Annotated in this window: 14 protein-coding genes; 4 read left to right on the plus strand and 10 right to left on the minus strand. The window is 69.9% G+C overall.

Annotation, left to right across the window (positions count from 1 at the left end; all coding sequences use genetic code 11):
- Nucleotides 1-71: 71 nt before the first annotated feature.
- Genes ACG83_RS15030 through ACG83_RS15055 form a run of 7 tightly spaced genes read right to left on the minus strand, consistent with a single transcriptional unit; the run spans nucleotide 72 to nucleotide 8,362 of the window.
- Nucleotides 72-1,112, minus strand: coding sequence for a thiopeptide-type bacteriocin biosynthesis protein (locus ACG83_RS15030; protein WP_054566839.1), 1,041 nt, complete (start codon nucleotides 1,110-1,112; stop codon nucleotides 72-74).
- The gene (locus tag ACG83_RS15035) at nucleotides 1,094-2,311 is read right to left on the minus strand and encodes a lanthionine synthetase C family protein (protein ID WP_054566840.1); all 1,218 of its coding nucleotides are present in this window, start codon (nucleotides 2,309-2,311) and stop codon (nucleotides 1,094-1,096) included. Before ACG83_RS15035 ends, ACG83_RS15030 begins: the two co-directional genes overlap by 19 nt.
- Nucleotides 2,308-5,397 (minus strand): lantibiotic dehydratase, encoded by a 3,090-nt coding sequence (locus tag ACG83_RS15040; RefSeq protein WP_054566841.1) that lies wholly within the window; start codon nucleotides 5,395-5,397, stop codon nucleotides 2,308-2,310. The genes ACG83_RS15035 and ACG83_RS15040 overlap by 4 nt, the downstream gene beginning before the upstream one ends.
- Nucleotides 5,398-5,421: 24 nt before the next feature.
- Complete coding sequence (locus tag ACG83_RS42385) at nucleotides 5,422-5,592, minus strand: FxLD family lanthipeptide (protein WP_076825254.1); 171 nt, start codon at nucleotides 5,590-5,592, stop codon at nucleotides 5,422-5,424.
- A gap of 49 nt (nucleotides 5,593-5,641) precedes the next feature.
- Entirely contained in the window at nucleotides 5,642-6,886 is a 1,245-nt protein-coding gene (gene fxlM / locus ACG83_RS15045; RefSeq protein ID WP_347280105.1) for a methyltransferase, FxLD system, read from the minus strand.
- Nucleotides 6,887-6,923: 37 nt separating this feature from the next.
- Nucleotides 6,924-8,132, minus strand: coding sequence for a methyltransferase, FxLD system (gene fxlM, locus ACG83_RS15050; RefSeq protein WP_054566842.1), 1,209 nt, complete (start codon nucleotides 8,130-8,132; stop codon nucleotides 6,924-6,926).
- On the minus strand, nucleotides 8,132-8,362 hold the full coding sequence (locus tag ACG83_RS15055) for a DUF397 domain-containing protein (protein WP_235497916.1): 231 nt from the start codon (nucleotides 8,360-8,362) through the stop codon (nucleotides 8,132-8,134). The genes fxlM (ACG83_RS15050) and ACG83_RS15055 overlap by 1 nt, the downstream gene beginning before the upstream one ends.
- A 285-nt stretch (nucleotides 8,363-8,647) precedes the next feature.
- Between ACG83_RS15055 and ACG83_RS15060 the strand changes: the two genes are divergently transcribed.
- On the plus strand, nucleotides 8,648-9,940 hold the full coding sequence (locus tag ACG83_RS15060) for a hypothetical protein (protein ID WP_063793091.1): 1,293 nt from the start codon (nucleotides 8,648-8,650) through the stop codon (nucleotides 9,938-9,940).
- Nucleotides 9,941-9,942: 2 nt separating this feature from the next.
- Nucleotides 9,943-10,515 carry a GNAT family N-acetyltransferase gene (locus ACG83_RS15065; RefSeq protein WP_054566845.1) on the plus strand — a complete coding sequence of 191 codons (573 nt, stop codon included), beginning with the start codon at nucleotides 9,943-9,945 and terminating at the stop codon, nucleotides 10,513-10,515.
- Nucleotides 10,516-10,721: 206 nt separating this feature from the next.
- On the opposite strand, the gene ACG83_RS15070 is transcribed toward ACG83_RS15065, so the two are convergent.
- Complete coding sequence (locus ACG83_RS15070) at nucleotides 10,722-11,471, minus strand: bifunctional 2-polyprenyl-6-hydroxyphenol methylase/3-demethylubiquinol 3-O-methyltransferase UbiG (RefSeq protein ID WP_054566846.1); 750 nt, start codon at nucleotides 11,469-11,471, stop codon at nucleotides 10,722-10,724.
- Nucleotides 11,472-12,475: 1,004 nt separating this feature from the next.
- Here ACG83_RS15070 and ACG83_RS15075 point away from each other — a divergent pair.
- Entirely contained in the window at nucleotides 12,476-13,327 is an 852-nt protein-coding gene (locus tag ACG83_RS15075; protein ID WP_161934762.1) for a replication-relaxation family protein, read from the plus strand.
- A 56-nt stretch (nucleotides 13,328-13,383) separates the two neighbouring features.
- Here the strand turns inward: ACG83_RS15075 and ACG83_RS15080 are convergent, their stop codons facing one another.
- Both ACG83_RS15080 and ACG83_RS15085 read right to left on the minus strand, forming a co-directional pair.
- The gene (locus ACG83_RS15080) at nucleotides 13,384-13,635 is read right to left on the minus strand and encodes a hypothetical protein (protein WP_054566848.1); all 252 of its coding nucleotides are present in this window, start codon (nucleotides 13,633-13,635) and stop codon (nucleotides 13,384-13,386) included.
- A gap of 92 nt (nucleotides 13,636-13,727) precedes the next feature.
- A complete protein-coding gene (locus ACG83_RS15085; RefSeq protein WP_161934763.1) occupies nucleotides 13,728-14,309 on the minus strand; it encodes a MarR family transcriptional regulator in 582 nt (193 codons plus the stop codon).
- A gap of 591 nt (nucleotides 14,310-14,900) precedes the next feature.
- Here ACG83_RS15085 and ACG83_RS15090 point away from each other — a divergent pair.
- Nucleotides 14,901-16,865, plus strand: a complete 1,965-nt coding sequence (locus ACG83_RS15090; protein WP_054566850.1) for a recombinase family protein — start codon at nucleotides 14,901-14,903, stop codon at nucleotides 16,863-16,865.
- Nucleotides 16,866-16,931 lie beyond the last annotated feature (66 nt).

Raw genomic sequence — 16,931 nt, forward strand, 5'->3', positions numbered from 1 at the left:
GGCGGTGCTGGCGCGCTTGTGCGCTGCGCGCATGCGGGTGACGGTGTCTGCGTCGTTCGGCGGCGGCCACATCAGCGTGCCTGCGGCGTTAGCGCTTCGGGGAGTGCGGGAGCGCGGAGAATGGTTTCGCGTGCTGTGGCGGCGAGTATGCCCTGGGTCTCGACATTCAGGCCGAGGCGGTTCCAGTGGAAGATCACATGGTGGGCGAGGACGTCGCGTAGCCCGCGGCGCAAGGTCCCGGTGTGTGCGGCCTGGCCAAGGGCCCGACCGGCATTGTGAAAGGCGCTGGCCCAGATTGCCAGGTTGGCCAGCGGTCGGTCCGCGCTGAACAGGTCGCCTGCCGGGTCGGTGTCGGCGGTCAGCAGCCTGCGTAGAGCGGTGGCCAGCCGTTGAATTTCGGCGGCGGTGGGTGATGTTGCTGGTGGAGGGCGTAGGCGGCTGACGCGGTCGAAGACGTCGCCGCGTTCGTACCAGTCCAGGCCTGCGGTGCGCATGAGCGTGCCGATCAACAGTATCGACAGTTCGCGGCGGCCGAGAGTCGGCGGGGTCCTGCTGGTGATCTCGCTGTGGATGCGGTCGAGGATGTGGCCGCTGTCGGCGGTGAACAGCCGGTGCGCTATGTCGGTGCCGATCTCGCCGCCGAGGGCGTACTCCTCCGGCTCGTAGATCCCTTCCGTCCAGGTGTGGATCGTTCCGGCCGGGGTCAGGTCGTCGAAGGCGGGGCGGAGGGTGGCACGGAGCTCCGCCACAGATTGGCCGCTGGCTGGGGAGAGCCGTAGCCGCCAGTCGGGCGACTTGCGTACGAACCACCAGGAGTCGACAGAGTCGGTGGCCTGGGCGTGGCGCAGGACGGGTGCCAGGTGGGTGGCTGCGGCGGTCTCTGTGTCCGCTGGGTCGGGGAACGTGACGCGTACCTGGAACCAGGCGGTGCCTTGGACTGCGAGCGCGGCGCGACCTGCCGCCTGGTAGGTGGCTACGGCTGCGGCGAGCTGGTCGGGAGGCAGGGCGGCATGGGCTGCCGCAGTGGGTAGCGGGATGCCGGCCAGCACGGCGAGTACGGCCTGTTCGGTGCCGATGGCTCTGCTGGGGACGGTCAGTGGATCAGCAGGCATCTGTCCCATCCGGTGGCCGGTGTGCCGGTGGCGACGCTGTGGAGGACGAGGGCGATGCCGGTGTCTCCTTCGAGGAGCCCAGCAGCCCGCCCGCTGGTTGAAGGGGCCGAGAGCAGGAGGAAGGCCGCGAGTGTCGGCAGGTGGCGGCTGAGGGTGTCGGTGGTGGCGTCGGCGGCGGCGCGGGTGACGGTTTGGTAGAGCCCGGCCCATCCGTGGCATAGCCCGGCGTCGGTGAGGTGGGCGAGCTGGGTGGAGTCGGCGATGCAGGCGGCGAGTGCCTGTTCGGCGGAGTTCTGGCGGGTGGTGTCACCGGTGGCGAGGCCGGCAAGCTGAAGGGCGCGGGCGATCCCAGGGGTGCCGTAGCACCAGCTCGGACGGCCGGGGCCGGGCTGGGCCGGTGCTGCGGAGTGCTGGTTGGCGCGAGTGATCCACTGGGGCCAGAACGGGCCGGCAGGGGAGTCTTGGCGCCATCGGTCGTAGAAGGCGGACAACCTGCTGATCGCGTCGGTCTGACCGTCGACGTGTATCCCGGCGCGGGCAGCGAGCGCGAGCAGGGCCAGCGGGCCGGCGGCGCCGTGGGCCATGCCGAGGTTGGCGTGTCCACCGGCGAATTCCGGCGCGTTGCCCTGGGATGGGTCGTGGCTGCACCACCAGCCGGGGAGTTCCTCGCCGCCGAGGTTGAGGGGTGTGGTGAGGCGGACGAGGTAGGCGAGGATGCGGCCGAGGGCGTCGTCGCCGGGGGTGTGGGCGAGGAGGTGGGCGCCGATGCCGGTCAGCCCGCTGATGACGTCGTACTCGGTGAACCGTCCCGGTTCACCTCGGTCGATGCGGGCGTTGGCGGCGTCGACGCGGCGGTGGGCGATGGTGGCGACGGCCTGATCGAGCGCGGTGCGCGCTGTGGTGTAGCGGCGGCTCTGCCCGGCGGCGGTGTGGAGGGCGAAGGCGACCGCCGGGGCGCCGGCGTAGAGCGAGCTGTCCATCGCCACGCTGACGTGGCCGGAGGTGGCCGCGGTCAGCCACGTCTGGACGGGCTCCCAGCGCTCGGCGCTGGCGTGCGCTCGTTCGGCATGGAGGAGGGCGATGCCGGCCGCTCCGTCGGCGAGCGACTGCACGGTCTGCCCGAGTTCGCTCTGAGCCGGGATGGTGAGACGGGTGGCGAGGCTGGCTGCGGTGGCGGCGGCCTGATCGCGGTCGATCACGAGACGGTTGCTTCGGTGGTCGCGAGGATGCGTGCGGCTGTGGCTCGGGCGAGAGCGATGCAGGTCTGTTCGGCGGCGGGGTTCAGGCCGAGGGTTCGGACGGCCTGCAGGTGCAGCAGCGAGGCCAAGGCCTGGTTAGGCGGGCGCTGCGCGGCGAGGGCATTCCGGTAGGCAGCCAGTGCTGCTGCCCGCGTCTGCCAGGCGGACAACACGGTGTCGGCCCCCGGCACGGCCCGCAGACGGGCGAAGTCATCTCGGGGGTTGGCCAGGTGCAGTGCGGTGGTGCGTTCCGTCCGTGGGACGCGGGCGGGCTCGTGGGGCAGCACGTCACGAAGCCACCGCATGCCGGTGGAAGACGCGCCGGTGAAGGCGATGGCCATGTCGATCAGGCCGGCGACGGTGAGCGCTTCGACGGGCAGGCGGGCGCTGGCGGCGAGGCGGCGGGTGGCGAGGGCGGCGGCGGAGTCGGCGCTGAAGACGGCTTCGGCGGCGGTCATCGCCGGGCCGCAGCCGTAGCGGCCGGTTTCCGGTTGGTAGGTGTCGAGGTGGAGGTGGGACAGCAGTCCGGCCTCGCGCTGTGCCGCCGCCCAGGTTCCCAGCCGCGTGGCCGCCGGCCCGTAGCCGCCAGGTTCGTTGACGGCGAGGCGTAGTCGCAGGTGGGGCTCGGTGTCGCGGTAGGGCAGGAACCACCACGCGGGCGGGTCGGGCCACGCGTCCATGAGGTTGTGGAGGCGGGTGAGGAGATCGGTGGCCCGGTCGGGGTGGCCGTAGAGCCGGGCCGACAGCCACGGCGACACACCGGGTAGCTGGGCATCCGACCGAGTAACGGGCACGGTTGCCGCGAGGCGTTCCGGTGCTGGTCCCGGGAGGGGTGCGGCGGTGGTGGCGAGCGGGATGACCAGTTCGTGGGCGTGGCCGTCGAGCCAGCCGAAGGCGCCCGGGGCGGCGTCCTCGTCGAGTCGAGCGGAGCCGTGGCGGTGCAGGTGATCGCGTAGCAGGGCCAGGTGAGAGTCAGCGTGCAGGTCGAGACGCAACCGGTTGTCGGTCTCGACGAGCTGGACCCGTGCGGGCACTGGGATCGTGCCGCCCCAGCGGGCCAGGGCCTCGCGCCATTCCTTCGCCGGCTCGGCGCGGCCGGGCAGGTCGGCGGCTGTGAGGTTCCAGCGGGCCGGGGCGAGCACGGTGCGCCGATGGACGAGCCGGGGCAGGAACGGCAGCCCACTGACGGTGCCCCAGGAGAAGGGGATGGAGACGGCGACGCGGGCGGTGGGCAGCTCGCACAGGAACCGTGCCAGCGGGTGGGTGTGGTACCGGAACTCCACCGCGTGCGCGGCGGACGGCTCGACGAGACGCCGGTCGGGCAGCGACACCAGGTAAAGCCCCTCAGCGTCGGCACCGACAGCCAGATCGGCTGGACGCAGCACGCACGGACCGGCGTCGTGATGCTCGGCAAGCGTGATCACCGTGTCGGTGAGCCGCGGTGATCGGGCCACGCCGACGGTGGCTGCGGGAAGCGGCGGACAGGAAACCTGCGCGGCCGTCGCGCCGGCCCGCATGGTGGGCAGTGCGGCGTAGATGTCGCGGAACCGGTCGAAGGACGCGGGGTCGAGCAGGTGCAGGAAGCGGCCAGTGGTGGTTGCGGCGGCGCGTCCGCCTCCGGTCACACGCAGGGTGAACAGGCCGCGGGACAAGGCCGGCAGGTCGTTGGCGTGGACCTCGGCAATGAGTTCGGCGTGCGGTGGAACCCTGGCCGGTGCGGTGTCGCCGGCCAGAGCCGCGATGGCGGCGTCGCCGAGGCGTACCTCGAGCGAGCCGTCCAGGGCCGCCCGCTGCGCGAGGGCGGCCAGGCGCTGATCGCGGGCCGCGTTCCCGCCGGGGCGGTGGGAGCGTGTGGAGCCGCGGAAGGTGGCGGGCAGACCGAGGCCGGTGTCAGGGTTGACGGCTTCCAGCAGTGGGACGAGGGCGGCGGGACCGTAGCGTTCCAGGAAGGCTTCGTGCCAGTCCGCCCACTCCGAGGGGACGGCAGTCGGCGGCGTGAGCCGGGCGAGCGCCTGAGCGGCGGCCCCTGCCTCCTCGGCGACAGCCGCCGGTAGGACCACATCCGCGTTCAATACGAGGCCTACGTCGAGGTCCGGGTCGGCGCTGGGGACGACGCGCCGTTGAAGTGCAGCTGCCTGCGTGCGCAGCGCGCGACGGTGCGAGGCCGAGCTCGAGTTGTCGTGGTGGGTGAGCAGGTCTTGTAGGTCGCGGATCGTGCTGAGGCGGCCGGCGAGTGGGGGCAGGTCGTAAGTCCGTGCCGCGGCCAGTTGGTCGGTGACTTCGCCGAGCGGATCGGTGATGGTCGTCGGCGGGCGTAGGGGTGTGTGCAGGAACCGGCGGCGGACCAGCTCGATCACCATGGTCTCGATCTGGCCGGTAGCGGAGGCGGGTGCGTCGGCGGCGAGGCGAGCGACCAGCTCGGGGACGGGCCGCGAGCTCGCCGCCTGGCGCAATGTGGCCTCCACAACCCGGGTGCGGCGCACCGACACCTCGACCACCGTCTCCTCCCCGGCATCGTCGCCGGGCCGGACAACAGGGCCGATGAACAGTCGGTCGCCTCGGGCGACTGGCAGCCCGTCGGCAGCAACCGGCAGCCGCCGCAGCAGCATGTCGCACGCTTCCAGATCGTCGGCGAGCGCGGCGAGCCAGCCGCCGCCCGGCCGGGCGTGAACCCGATGCTCGTCGCCGAGCCGGACACGGGCCCGCGGGCCGAAACCCGCGGGCCCGACACCGGCGAACAGGCCGAACGGGGTGGCGCGCCCGAGCATCCGCAACGTGTACCGGGCTGTCGCCGTGACAGCCCGCCGGACGGCCCGCCGATCGTGGCACTGCCCGTCGAAGATCGACGCGACCCGCGCCGCCAGCGACGGGCTGGCGAGCGTCATCGCGTCGGCGAACACGGACCGTGCCCAGATGTCCCGCAGCCAATCCGTCCAGCCGGCTACAGCGCCGTCGGTGTTGTCGTCGAGGTCGGGCCATGGCGGTAGGTCGACATCGGCGGGGACCACCGCCATCCGTAGCAGCGGAACGTCAAGGCTGCGGTACATCACGCACCTCTCAGCGGCGGAGGTTCAGTTCTGCTTGCAGCTGGTGCAGGCCGACGAGCAGGTCTTGCCGCAGTTGTCGCTGGTGGAGCGCAGCAGCTCGGGGATGACGGGTCCGCCGTCGACGATCTCGACGTCCAGGTCGTAGTCGCCGGCGAGGGGGAGCGGAGCCGGGGCGGTTGAGTGGGCAGGAGTCATGGCGATGCCTTCCTTCAGAAGGGTGGTGGTGAGTGTGTCGCTGTGCTGGTCAGGGCCAGCTCAGGACGACGATGCGATGACGCTTGGCGATCACCCGGCCGGCCGGGAGTGCCTCTGCCGGAGTTGTGGCCGGGTGGACGCTGATCGTGGCCGCGGGCCCGTCGCGATGGGTGCGGTTCCAGACCTGGACCTGCGTGATGACCAGGTCGGCGAGGTGGGCGGCGTGGGGTCCGTGGGCGTAGGCGCCGAACTCGTAGGTGTCGTCGCCGTCCTCGACCTTTCGTAGAGTGAGGTAGGCGAAGCTGTCCGCTTCCACGGCGGTGGGGGTGCCGATGGGGGAGACGGGGTCGACGAGTTCTCGCGCGGTCTGGGAGCGGGCGCGGGAGAGCAGGCCATAGTTGTCGAGGGTGCCGGCCAGCCATAGCAGCAGCCCGTCGAACGGTTCCATCCCGCCGAACCGCACCCCCGACCACGCCTCGGCCCGCGGGGTGAGCAGCGCGGCCCGCAGCGCGGCGGCGTCGAGTTCGGGAACCTGCTCGTCGAACCGCAGGCCCACGTCGGCATCGTGAAGCGGGACGAGGCGTTCGGGATGGGCGCCGTCGCCGCGCACGGGCACGAAGCCGGCCATCTGATGGTCGAGACTGACCAGAACGCCGTCGCGGGGGGTGAGCGCGACCGTGCGGCTCAGCCCCCGCATCCGCAGGGGGACGACGATCCGGCCGTCCGGGGCGAGCTGATCGGTCCAGGCGGGTGGGATGTCCCAGGCGCCCGCGGTGACGATGATCCGGTCGTAGGGTGCCTGCTCGGGGGCGCCGTGTTCGGCGTCGGCCAGCACGACGTGGACCTGGTCGTAGCCTGCCGCTGCGAGGCAGTGGTGGGCTCGTTCGGTGACGTCGGCGTCGATGTCCATGGTGGTCACCGCGCCGGTCGGGCCGACGAGTTCCGCGATCAGTGCGGCGTTGTAGCCTCCGGAGCCGACTTCGAGTACCCGCATGCCGGGGCTGATCCCGGCCTGTTCGAGCATCGTGGCCTGTAGCCAGGGCGCGGAGACTGAGCTGACGGTCATGCCGTGCTGGTCCTGCTTGGTCCGCACGATGTCGTCGGCGTAGGCGTCCTGGAGCGACACCTCGGGAGCGAACAGGTGCCGCGGCACCGCGCGGAACGCGGATTCGACCTCCTTCGTTCTGATCGAGCCCGCCCCGACGAGGTCATCCACGAGGCGGGCCCGCAGATCCTCAGCGCGTGCTTCCTCGTCGGCTGCGGGCGGTCGTTGATGCCCGTGCACGTCGCTCAACACCGTTCTCCTCTCACGATCGTCGGATGGTTGGGTTTCAGCCCCAGGTGATCAGGAGCTGGGCGGATGGTTTCGTGAGGATCCGGCCGGCCGGCGCCGAGGCGCGGCCGGCCTCGGTGGGGTAGACGCGGATGGTGGGGTCCGGCCCACCGCGCCGCTCGGCGTCCCACATGCGGACGTCGTCGGTGAGCAGGTCGGCGAGCCGGTAACGGTCGGGGCCGTACGCGACGACCCCGATCTCAACCCCGGTCCCGCCGGTCGGGTTGAAGGTCAGGTAGGCGAGGCTGTCGTCGGACCAGCAGGCTGACACCCCGGCCGGAGTCGTGGGCGCAGGCAGTTCGGCTCCTGCGGAGGCGTCGGTGCCGTGGAGCCGGCCGTAGGTGGGCTGCACGGTGGCGAGCCACAGATCAAGACTCGGCAGGTCATCTGCGGAGGGGGAGAGGGACACCCCGGCGGAGTGGGTGTGGCTCGGCCCGCTGATCGCGTCGCGGAGCGCGTCGGGATCAGCGTCCTGGCCGTCGTCGACGTCAAGATGGACCCCGTCGGTCAGGCGGATCATCCGAGGCGAGGAGACACGGGCCCCGGCACCCTGGAGACGGACGAAGCCGTACGGCCGCATCGAGTCCGAGGCTAGAACCTCGCCGTCCCAGGTGAACGCGACGGTGCGCAGCAGGCCGCGTAGCTGCAGCGGGATGACGATGCGTCCGCCGGGGACGAGCTGGACGGTCCAGGCCGGTGGGATGTCGGGTGCGTTGACGGTGACGACGATCCGGTCGTAAGGAGCGCGGAGCGGAAACCCGAAATAGCCGTCGTTGATCAGTGCCGTGACGTCGGTGTAGCCGGCTTTGTCCAGACAGGCGTGGGTGCGGTGGACTACGGACTGGTCGATGTCGATGGTGGTGATGTGGCCGGTAGGCCCGGCCAGCTCAGCCAACAGCGCCGCGGTGTAGCCGCCGGAGCCAATCTCCAGAATCCGCTGGCCGGGTTCGACCCGGAGCTGCTCGAGCGTCGCCGCGACGGTGGAGGGCCGCGACACCGCGCTGAGCGGTGCTCCGTAGACATCCCATTTCGTGACGACGACGTCGTCCTTGTAGGCCTCCTCGGTGGAGGCGTCGGGCAGGAACAGGTCCCGGGGCACGGCGCGCAACGCGGCCACGACCGGGGCCGAGACGGGCTCCTTCGCCAGGACCAGGTCGACCATGGCCGTGTGCAGTAGCGCGATCGACGCCTGCGCCGAGGCGGGCATCACGCTCCCTCGCCGAGCAGGTCGTCGTACTCGCCCCGCTTGACCGCACGGACGAAGTCCCCGAACGCGCCGGGGGTGGTCCGCACCGACGGGCCCAGACTCGACCTGATCAACACGCGGTGATCGTCGAGGGCGACTTCGACGGCATCGGGCACCGTCGGATCGAGCGTGGACGGGCGCCGCCATCGTGGGACGGCCGGGACAGGCATGCCGGTGGGCGCAACAGACACGGGTTCCTCGAAACGATGCGATCGGTGTGGACGGGTGGAGCCCGCCGAACCCGGGCCGCACGACTCGGCCCAGGCCCGGCGGGAGCTGAAGCGGCGACGCGACACGATCCGGGGAGTTGATCCGCTGTGAGCTGCTGGAACGGACGGGACCGGATCGGCGTGTTCACCGCGCGCAGCACCCATGACACACTGCGCCCAAACGGAGCAACAGAACGCAACGGCTCGTTGCGTGCATGCAACAGCTCGTTGCACCCACCTGCGAAGGCGTCGACGGGGAGGCCGAAGGTGCAAGCTGGTCAGCGAAACGACGCACTCGCCAACCTGGCCGATCTCCTGCAGAACCTGCGTGACCAGCATCGGACCAACAACAGCCGGCTCGAAGCCCGCACCGGCTTCAAACGCCAGCAGATCTCCCGCGCCGTCAACGGGCAGGAGATCCCGTCCGCGGACCTCGCGGACGCGCTGGACACGGCGTTGGCCGCAGGGGGAGCCATCCGGCGATTGCGGGACGAAGCTGTCAGGGAGAAGCGGGCCCGGGATCTGGGGCTCGACCCGAGCAGGCAGGAGGAACCCGTGGACGCCAACCGCCGACAGGCGTTCGAACTCGCCGCCGCGAGCCTCGTCGCCGCCCAGATGTACCGGGAATGGACCTCGTCCGCACCCGATGTGCTGACCCTCGACGAGATCGACGACGCGATCAACGCGCATACCGTCGCGTTCACCGTCGAACCGCACCAGCGACTCGCACCGAAGGTGTGGAAGACCTGGAAGTCGGCACACCACCACCTGATGAACGGCAGCGGCCGGGCCCGCCCACAGACCCGGCTCACCGTCGCCGCCGGCTACGCCTCCTACATGCTGTCGCGGCTGTCGTTCAACCTCGGAGACACGCTGGCTTCACGCCGGTTCATCCGCCTCGCCGAGGACCACGCGAGCCAGACCGACGACGTGGTGCTCACCGCGTCGGTCGGGGAGATGGTGACGACGCTGGCGTTCTACGGCCGCCGCTACCAGGAAGCCGCCGTCTCGGCGCGCAGGACCGCCGTCGTGGCGGACCACCCGTACACCCGGGCGCGGATCGCCAGCTACGAGGCCCGTGCCCTCGGCGCGCTCGGCGACGTCGAGGGCACCCGGGCGGCGCTGAACCGGATGCGAACGTCGGTCACGGACCTGCCGCTGCAGCCCGGGATCAGCCCGTTCGGCCCCGCCGCCGCCGAGATGATGTACGCCGGGGTCCTGACCCGGATCGGCGGTGGTGTCGAGGCGGAGCCAATCGCCCGCGCCGCGCTCGCTGCGTACGAAGGCGGGCAGGCGGGCGGTTTCGAGGACTACGGCCACGCGCTGCTCGCCGTCGCGGCCAGCCTCACCGCCCGTGAACAGCCCGAGATCGACGAAGCCGCGACCATGGCCGGGAAGGTCGTGGACATGCTGGATACCCGGCCGACCGCCTCGGTCTCCGACCGGGTCGCAGAGATCGCCACGGCGTTCACCGGCCATCCCACCGTCGAACCCGTCCGGGACTTCTGGGACCGCTGGCAGGCACGTCCTCGCCTCGAACTCACCACGGGCCAGGCGTGACCATGACCCTCCACTACGGAACCCCGACGGTGGTCACCATCCCCACCGTGCTCACCGAACGGCTGGTGCTGCGCGGCTGGAGGGCTGCCGACCTCGACCCCTACGCGGCGATGAACGCGGACCCGGAGACGATGCGTTACCTGGACGGCACGTTCGACCGGGCGGGCACCGAGCGGCTGGTCACCCATCTGATCGGCATGTGGGCGATCCGCGGGCACGGCATGTGGGCGGTCGAGGACCGGGCCAGCGGGGAGTTCCTCGGCCGCGCCGGCACCTACTTCGCCCAGGGCTGGCCGGGTGTCGAGGTCGCGGTCTCGATCCGCCGCGACCGGTGGGGCCAGGGCCTGGGCACCGAGGCGATCACGGCGGCGCTCGACTTCGGGTTCGCCCACCTCGACGTCGAAGAGCTGATCACCGCCACACACCAGGAGAACGCGGGCATGAACATGATCGCCCACAAGCTCGGGATGACCTTCCGCGAGATCGCCGACGTCGGCCCGTGGAAGGCGAACAACGTCCACGCGATCAGCCGTGCCTCCTGGACCGCCAACCGACCGGAAGCGGTCCAAAACTAATCGTTGCGTGCATGGTCGTAGAGATCGGGGACAGATGGCCATTCGGTGAGATGATCGGCCCGTCGATGGCCGGGAGCCGTCGTTGTTGGCCAGGCTGCGGGTGGTGCTGAGCAATGCCGGGGCATTCTTGCGCCCGTCGTCGGCCGAGGCGGATGCCTTGTGGTGGCATGAGCTTGCTGGTTCCTGGCTACGCGCCGTAGCTGGGTTTAGATCGATCGATTCGCCGGGATGCGGTAGACGGAGACGTGCGATCGGGACTCGGTGGTGAACGCGGTGCCGTGCCAGTCGGCGTGCCTGGTCTCGAGTTCGAAGCCTGCCAGTTGCGCCATGAGGTCGAGTTCGGCTGGCCAGATGTAGCGGTGGTGGCTGCGTGCCAGCCGGGCTTCTCCGTTCTCCTCGAGCCTGATGTGGTGTGAGACGACGTGTTGGTGCAGGACGTCGTAGGTGTCGAGAGCGATGTAGTCGGGGTCGGCCTGCCAGACGACGGCTTGCTGGCCTGGTGGAAGCTTGCGTAGCTCTGGCACCCACAGTTCGATCACGAAGTGGCCGCCGGGGGCGAGGTGACGGGCGGCGTTGCGGAAGCAGGCGACCTGCTCGGTCTGCGTGAGCAGGTTGGAGATCGTGTTGTAGACGAGGTAGACGAGGGCGTAGGTGCCCGGAGCGACCGCCGTCGCCATGTCTCCCACGATGACGGGAATCGCCGCCTCGTCCGCCCTCGCGCGTAGCCGTTCGATCATCGGGAGGGATAGTTCGATCCCGGTGACGGGCACCCCTCGCGCGGCGAGCGGGATGGCTACCCGGCCGGTGCCGATGGCGAACTCCAACGCCCTCCCGGTGCCCGCGAGCCCTGCCAAGCGGTCCACGGTCGGCCCCACTACCTCGGGGGCGAACATACCGACGCCCGGCGTGTCATAGCGCTGAGCGGCATCAACGTCCCAGATCTCGCGCTGTTCCACGGGTGACCACGATCGTCCCGGGCGTTGGCGCCGTCCATCGGTTTTGGCCGCCGGGGCGATCGGTTGGCCACGGCTGTCTCAAAGCGGGGCACCGCAGCAGCGCTTGGCCAGGCGCCGCTGCGGTGCCCCGCTGTGGTCAACTGCAGAGAAGCTTGCCCATCGGCGGCTGGCCAACAACCGCGATCTGCCAGCGCCGAGTAGTTAGCCGATGTTCGTTTGCGTGAGCAGAACTTCAGGTTCGCCGGTTAAATAATCATCGCCCTGGTATGTCCCTTATGTCGATCGGAGGGGGCTGCGGGTCTGTGGCCTGCGGGAACAGCGCCGCCGAGTGTCGCTTCCCTGGCTTTGAGGGGCTGTTTCGAGGCGAATTGAGAGGTCGTGGGCGGGCTTGTCCCGGACGGTGGAATGGAGCTACGGTCGTATCCGCCCCCTTGACCGCCGGGCACCGACCCGCTAGCGGGCGGCCGGTTCGGTGGGAGACGGGGTGGTGGTAGCAGCGAGGCGCTGGGACTCGTTTCCGTCGGCGGTCCACCGGACTGGTGACGGAGCGAGAAGTCCAGCGGGTGTTGCTGTGAGTCGGGTGGCCTGCGAGCCGCTCCCGGGAGCTGTTTCCCGTGAGCGGGGGACGCGGGTCCGCAGCCGGGTGCCACATGTGTGGCGTCGTGCCGGAAAGGAGGGACGACAGAGATGGCGACCATTCTCCGTCCACGAACCTTCCTGAAGGTCACCTCCTAGCCAAGCACGCCGGTCGGCCAGCGCACCGCCGCGACCCCTACGACGGGTCCGCGTGGCGGTCCGGTTGGCCGACCGTGTCTGGGACCGGCTGGCCCACCGCCTTATGAGACGGCGGGCCAGCCGGATAGCCGGCGCGTGCGTTGACGCAGGTCAGCGCGGCTGGGTGGGTTCGCGGACGGATCCAGACTCGACGTCCTGGAGCAGGTATTCCCACGACTTCGACGCGCGGGCGGGGCCGGCCGGTAGGTCCGCTGGCGCTCCTGCAGGGTTTGACCGACAGAGATCTCTACCTACTGGATGTGCTGGCGGCGCATCGTGTCCTGACCGCGGAGCAGGTGGCCGCGTTGCTGTATCCCTCGGTGGATCGGGCGCAGCGCCGGCTGCTGGCGTTGACGCGCCGAGGGGCATTGGAGCGGTTCCGCGCGCGGGTGTATCCCGGGTCGCAGGCGTGGCGGTACACGCTGAGCCATCCGGCGGTGCAGCTCCTCGCTGCTGCGCGGGCAGAGCGGCCGGTGTCTCGGTCGGCGCACAACACCGCGGTGCTCCGCTTGGCGCGGAGCGGAACCCTCGAGCACCAGCTGGGTGTGAACGGCTTTTTCACCAGCCTCGCTCGAGACGCGGCTGCCCGTCCAGCGACCCGGTTGGCCAGCTGGTACTCGGAATCCACCATCTACGAGGTGATGAAATGGCACCGGCTCGCAGGGGCGGTCCGTCCAGATGGGTACGGCCGGTGGATCGAAGGCTCGAGGGTGACGACGTTCTTCGTCGAGTACGACCGGGGGACCGAGTCGCTGGAACGGCTAGGCAGCAAGATCACCGCCTATGCGACTCACTATCCGGGCATGACCGTCCTGTTCCACCTACATTCCGCGCTTCGTGAGACGCACTTCCACCACAGGCTCATCGGAGCCGGTCGGGAGGGAATCGCGACCACGACGGCCGAGCTCCTCGCCGCGTCGGGAGAAGGCGCGAGCGGGCCGGTCTGGCTGGCCAGCGCGGCTGGCACTCGGCGCCGCCTCCGGCTGAACGAACTGGCAAACAGCGGATTCGCTCTACAGATCAACGAGTTCAGTGTCGGCACCGCCCCGCTCCCGGCCCCGCATCTCCCGGAGATCGCGTGAGCCCCGTCCACAGGGAGAGGCGGCGGCCGGCTCTCCCACCGGCCGCCAGTGTGCTCTCACCTCGGCGCGACGGCCGTTCCCGAGGACGGGCTTTGCTGGTCGACGGCGCGGTGCAGCGCCGCCGCCAGCGCCCGGCCTTCCGCCGGGGTCAGATAGCAGGCGCCGACATCGCCGAGGGTGTTGTGCAGACGCAGCAGAATCACCGGCCCGGTTGCGGTGCCGCCCTCGGGGCGGATCAGGATCTCTGTCCCGTCGAGGTAGCCGGTGAGAACGCTGCTGCCCGCTCCGTAGTCCACCAGCCTCGACACGCGGTCCTGCCCCTGCGGCTGGTTCCCGACCGGGTCCGGCTCCCGGTCGTGACCTGGCGGGAACGGGCCGGCGGGCCGCCGGAGGCCTCGCCTCATCGGAGGCGGACGCGGCGGGGACGGCACGTCCCGGCCTGTTCGGCGACGCCGGTCGCGATCAGCAGATCGAACACGTTCGTCACCGCCCCGGCGGAACGGCCTACCACGCGAGCGATCTCCCCGGCCGACCAGGCCCGGGTCCGATCCCGGCCCAGGCAGGCCACCACCAACTCCCGCAACCCACCCGGCGCCAGCCGGCTACCCGTCGACGTCACCCGGCCCTGTGTCCTCCACACCGGCGCACCGTCGACCTCGGCCCTGCCGCCCGGGGACGGCACCTCGGCCCCCGGGCTGGACGGCACCGGCGGCGGTGCCGTGTCAGCCGAACCCGGCTTGCCGGTGGGGCTCCACTGGTCCGGATCCCGGCCGGCACCATGCCGCCGGCCGGGAACGCGCACGGCACGACCGCCGGCCTCCAGCACAGTCAACGAACGACTCACCGTCGTGCGCGCCAGCCCCGTCTTCTCCACCAGCTCCGCCACCGTCACCGACCCCTCCGCGGCGGCAAGTGCCCCTGCCACCAGTCGCGAGGTACCGGACCCGGACCCGTCTTCGTCGTCGTTCAAGGAAACCGACACCAGAAACCCTCCGCATATTTCCGAACGGCGACCCGACATGTGCCGGGCCGCCAGCAGGAGAACTCCAAACCGCCGCCCTTGCAAGCAAAAACCAAAAGAAAACCCGGATGCCCACGTTCCGGGTATCGGAAGTTGAGAAAAGTCTCGACGGAGATCGCCGTGTCGGAGTGCGACGTCGAGCAGGAAAAGTCCGTGGTGCCTAGGCAGAGGAGAACAGGGCTATCGCGTCAACCGATGACACGACCCCGCCAGACCCGAGCGCAACCCGGCCCGTAGTCGGACGCCGCCCGGCCACCCACCGGCCGAAGAAACCTGTCAGGCGGAGAAGCCCAGCCCTCCCATCTATCGACGTAGTCGTCGCGGCGCCGCACTTCATTCCTCTGACCGTTGAGGAACACGCCGCCGCTGTCAGCGCCCTCACGGACCTCCTTCGCGCACATCGAAGCAGGCAACAGGAAGAGCAGCCAAATGATGTCGAATGACGGTCGTCCCGCCGTTGAATGCGAGCGATAATAAACAGCGATAACCCGGCGTCCACCATTATCGGCGCGTCGCTGACCTGTCGATCGTTCATTCCCGAGGAGAACTGACGTGACGTCCAGCCATCGAAAAAGTCGCATCCACCAGCCCGACCGCACGACCAAACGGGTAGCGATCTACCTGCGCATCTCCACCGACGAGAAGAACCAGCCGTTCTCCCTGGAAGCGCAGGAGATCAAGCTCCTGGCGTTCATCACCAGCCAGGACGGCTGGGAACTGACCAGCAAGTACGTCGACCAGGCGTCCGGCGCCACCACCGACCGCCCCCAGCTCCAACGCGCCCTCACCGCGGCACGCGCCGGGAAGTTCGACATCCTGCTCGTCTACCGCCTCGACCGCCTCACCCGCTCCCTACGCGGCCTGACCGAACTCCTCGAAACCCTCGACAAGGCCGGAGTCGCGTTCCGCTCCGCCACCGAACCCTTCGACACCGGCAACGCCACCGGACGAATGATCATCCAGATTCTCGGCGTCATCGCCGAGTTCGAACGCGCCCTCATCATCGACCGTGTCATCAACGGCATGGAAGTCAAAGCCAGCCTCGGGCAATGGCAAGGCGGATCCCGCCCCTACGGCTACCAGATCGACCCCACCACCGATCACCTGACGGTGGACCCCGTCGAAGCCCCCATCGTCCGCCGCATCTTCACCGAGTACGTCAACGACCGCCTCGGCAGCCAGGCCATCGCCCGCAAACTCACCAGCGACGGCCTGCGCACCAAAACCGGCCTTCCCTGGTCTCCCGCCGCGATCCTCACCATCCTGCGCAACCGCGTCTACCTCGGTTACATCAGCTTCCGTGATGTCGAGCACGCCGCACCACACCCCACCATCATCGACCCCGACCTCTTCGGCCAAGCCCAGAAGATCCTGACGGAACGCGCCAAATCCACCGCCACCAAACGCGCCGCGTCCGGCTCCGACTACCTGCTCACCGGAAAGATCCGCTGCGCCCACTGCGGCCGGCACTACATCGGCACCGCCGCTCGCGGAAACCTCTACCGATACCGCTACTACAGCTGCTGGACCCGCAACCGCTACGGCACCAGCATCTGCCCCGCCGAGCGCCTGCCCGCCGAACAGGTCGACACCGCCATCCTCAATGCCATGATCGAAACTTATGCCGGCGGCGGACTGGTCACCGAAGCCGCTGCCTCGCTCGCCGGCCGCATCGCCGACACCCGCGCTGCCCACCGCGACGAACTCGCCACCGTCGACAGCGAGATCAGCAAGGCCGAGACCGCGATCGACCGCTACTTCAACGCCTTCGAAGCCGGCACCATGACCGACGCCCTCGCCGGTGGCCGCATCGAGAAACTCACCATCAAGATCAAGGAATTGCAGGGCCGCCGGGCCGAACTCGTCGACCACCTCGCCGACGACGCCACCCAGCCCGTCCCACCCACCGCCGCCGACCTGACCCGCCTGTCCACCCAGATCGCCGACGCCATCCACGACGGCGCGCCGGCCACACTGCGCCGGCTCACCGAGGCCCTCGTGGCTGAGATCACCGTGACCAGCCGCGCCCACATCCAGCCCACGTTCCGCATCCCCACCCAGCCAGCCGCACCCACGGGCGGCAGCGACAGCGGGCAGGACGGAACGCAACCATCCAGCGACGGTACGGAGGTTCGCGCAATACACGGATCGGTGCGCCCGGCAGGGATCGAACCTGCGACCCAGTGCTTAGAAGGCACGGCTCGATCACTGCGGCGGCGGGACGTGTCCAGGTCGCAATGTCCACCGACGTCTATGGTCGTCCGCCGATGTCCACGGTCGTTGCTACATGCGCTGCTACACCAAGCCGGGCGTACCGGTACCGCCCGGGAGAACGTCCAGCACCTCCGCCGACCTGGTGTGCTCCGTCCACGGGCGGGCCGCCAGCATCCGCCCTGGTCCGCCGTTATCGCTGTCATCATCTGGCAAGCCGGTCGGTTCTGCAGGTGCGCCAGCGCCGAGAAGACAAACTTCGCGACGGCGACTCGGTCCGGCAATGCAACAGCGAGGGCAATGTGATGGGCTCCCCTTGTGTCCCAGAACGAGTCGGATCATTCGCAGCTGGTAGCTCGGTGGCTCCGTGGC

Source organism: Frankia sp. R43 (assembly GCF_001306465.1).
Taxonomy (GTDB): Bacteria; Actinomycetota; Actinomycetes; order Frankiales; family Frankiaceae; genus Parafrankia; species Parafrankia irregularis.

Excerpts from the sequence above, each read along its gene's own strand:
- ACG83_RS15030 (WP_054566839.1), bottom strand. The coding sequence starts at position 1,112 with ATGCCTGCTGATCCACTGACCGTCCCCAGCAGAGCCATCGGCACCGAA.
- ACG83_RS15040 (WP_054566841.1), bottom strand. The coding sequence starts at position 5,397 with ATGTACCGCAGCCTTGACGTTCCGCTGCTACGGATGGCGGTGGTCCCC.
- ACG83_RS42385 (WP_076825254.1), bottom strand. The coding sequence starts at position 5,592 with ATGACTCCTGCCCACTCAACCGCCCCGGCTCCGCTCCCCCTCGCCGGC.
- fxlM (WP_054566842.1), bottom strand. The coding sequence starts at position 8,132 with ATGCCCGCCTCGGCGCAGGCGTCGATCGCGCTACTGCACACGGCCATG.
- ACG83_RS15065 (WP_054566845.1), top strand. The coding sequence starts at position 9,943 with ATGACCCTCCACTACGGAACCCCGACGGTGGTCACCATCCCCACCGTG.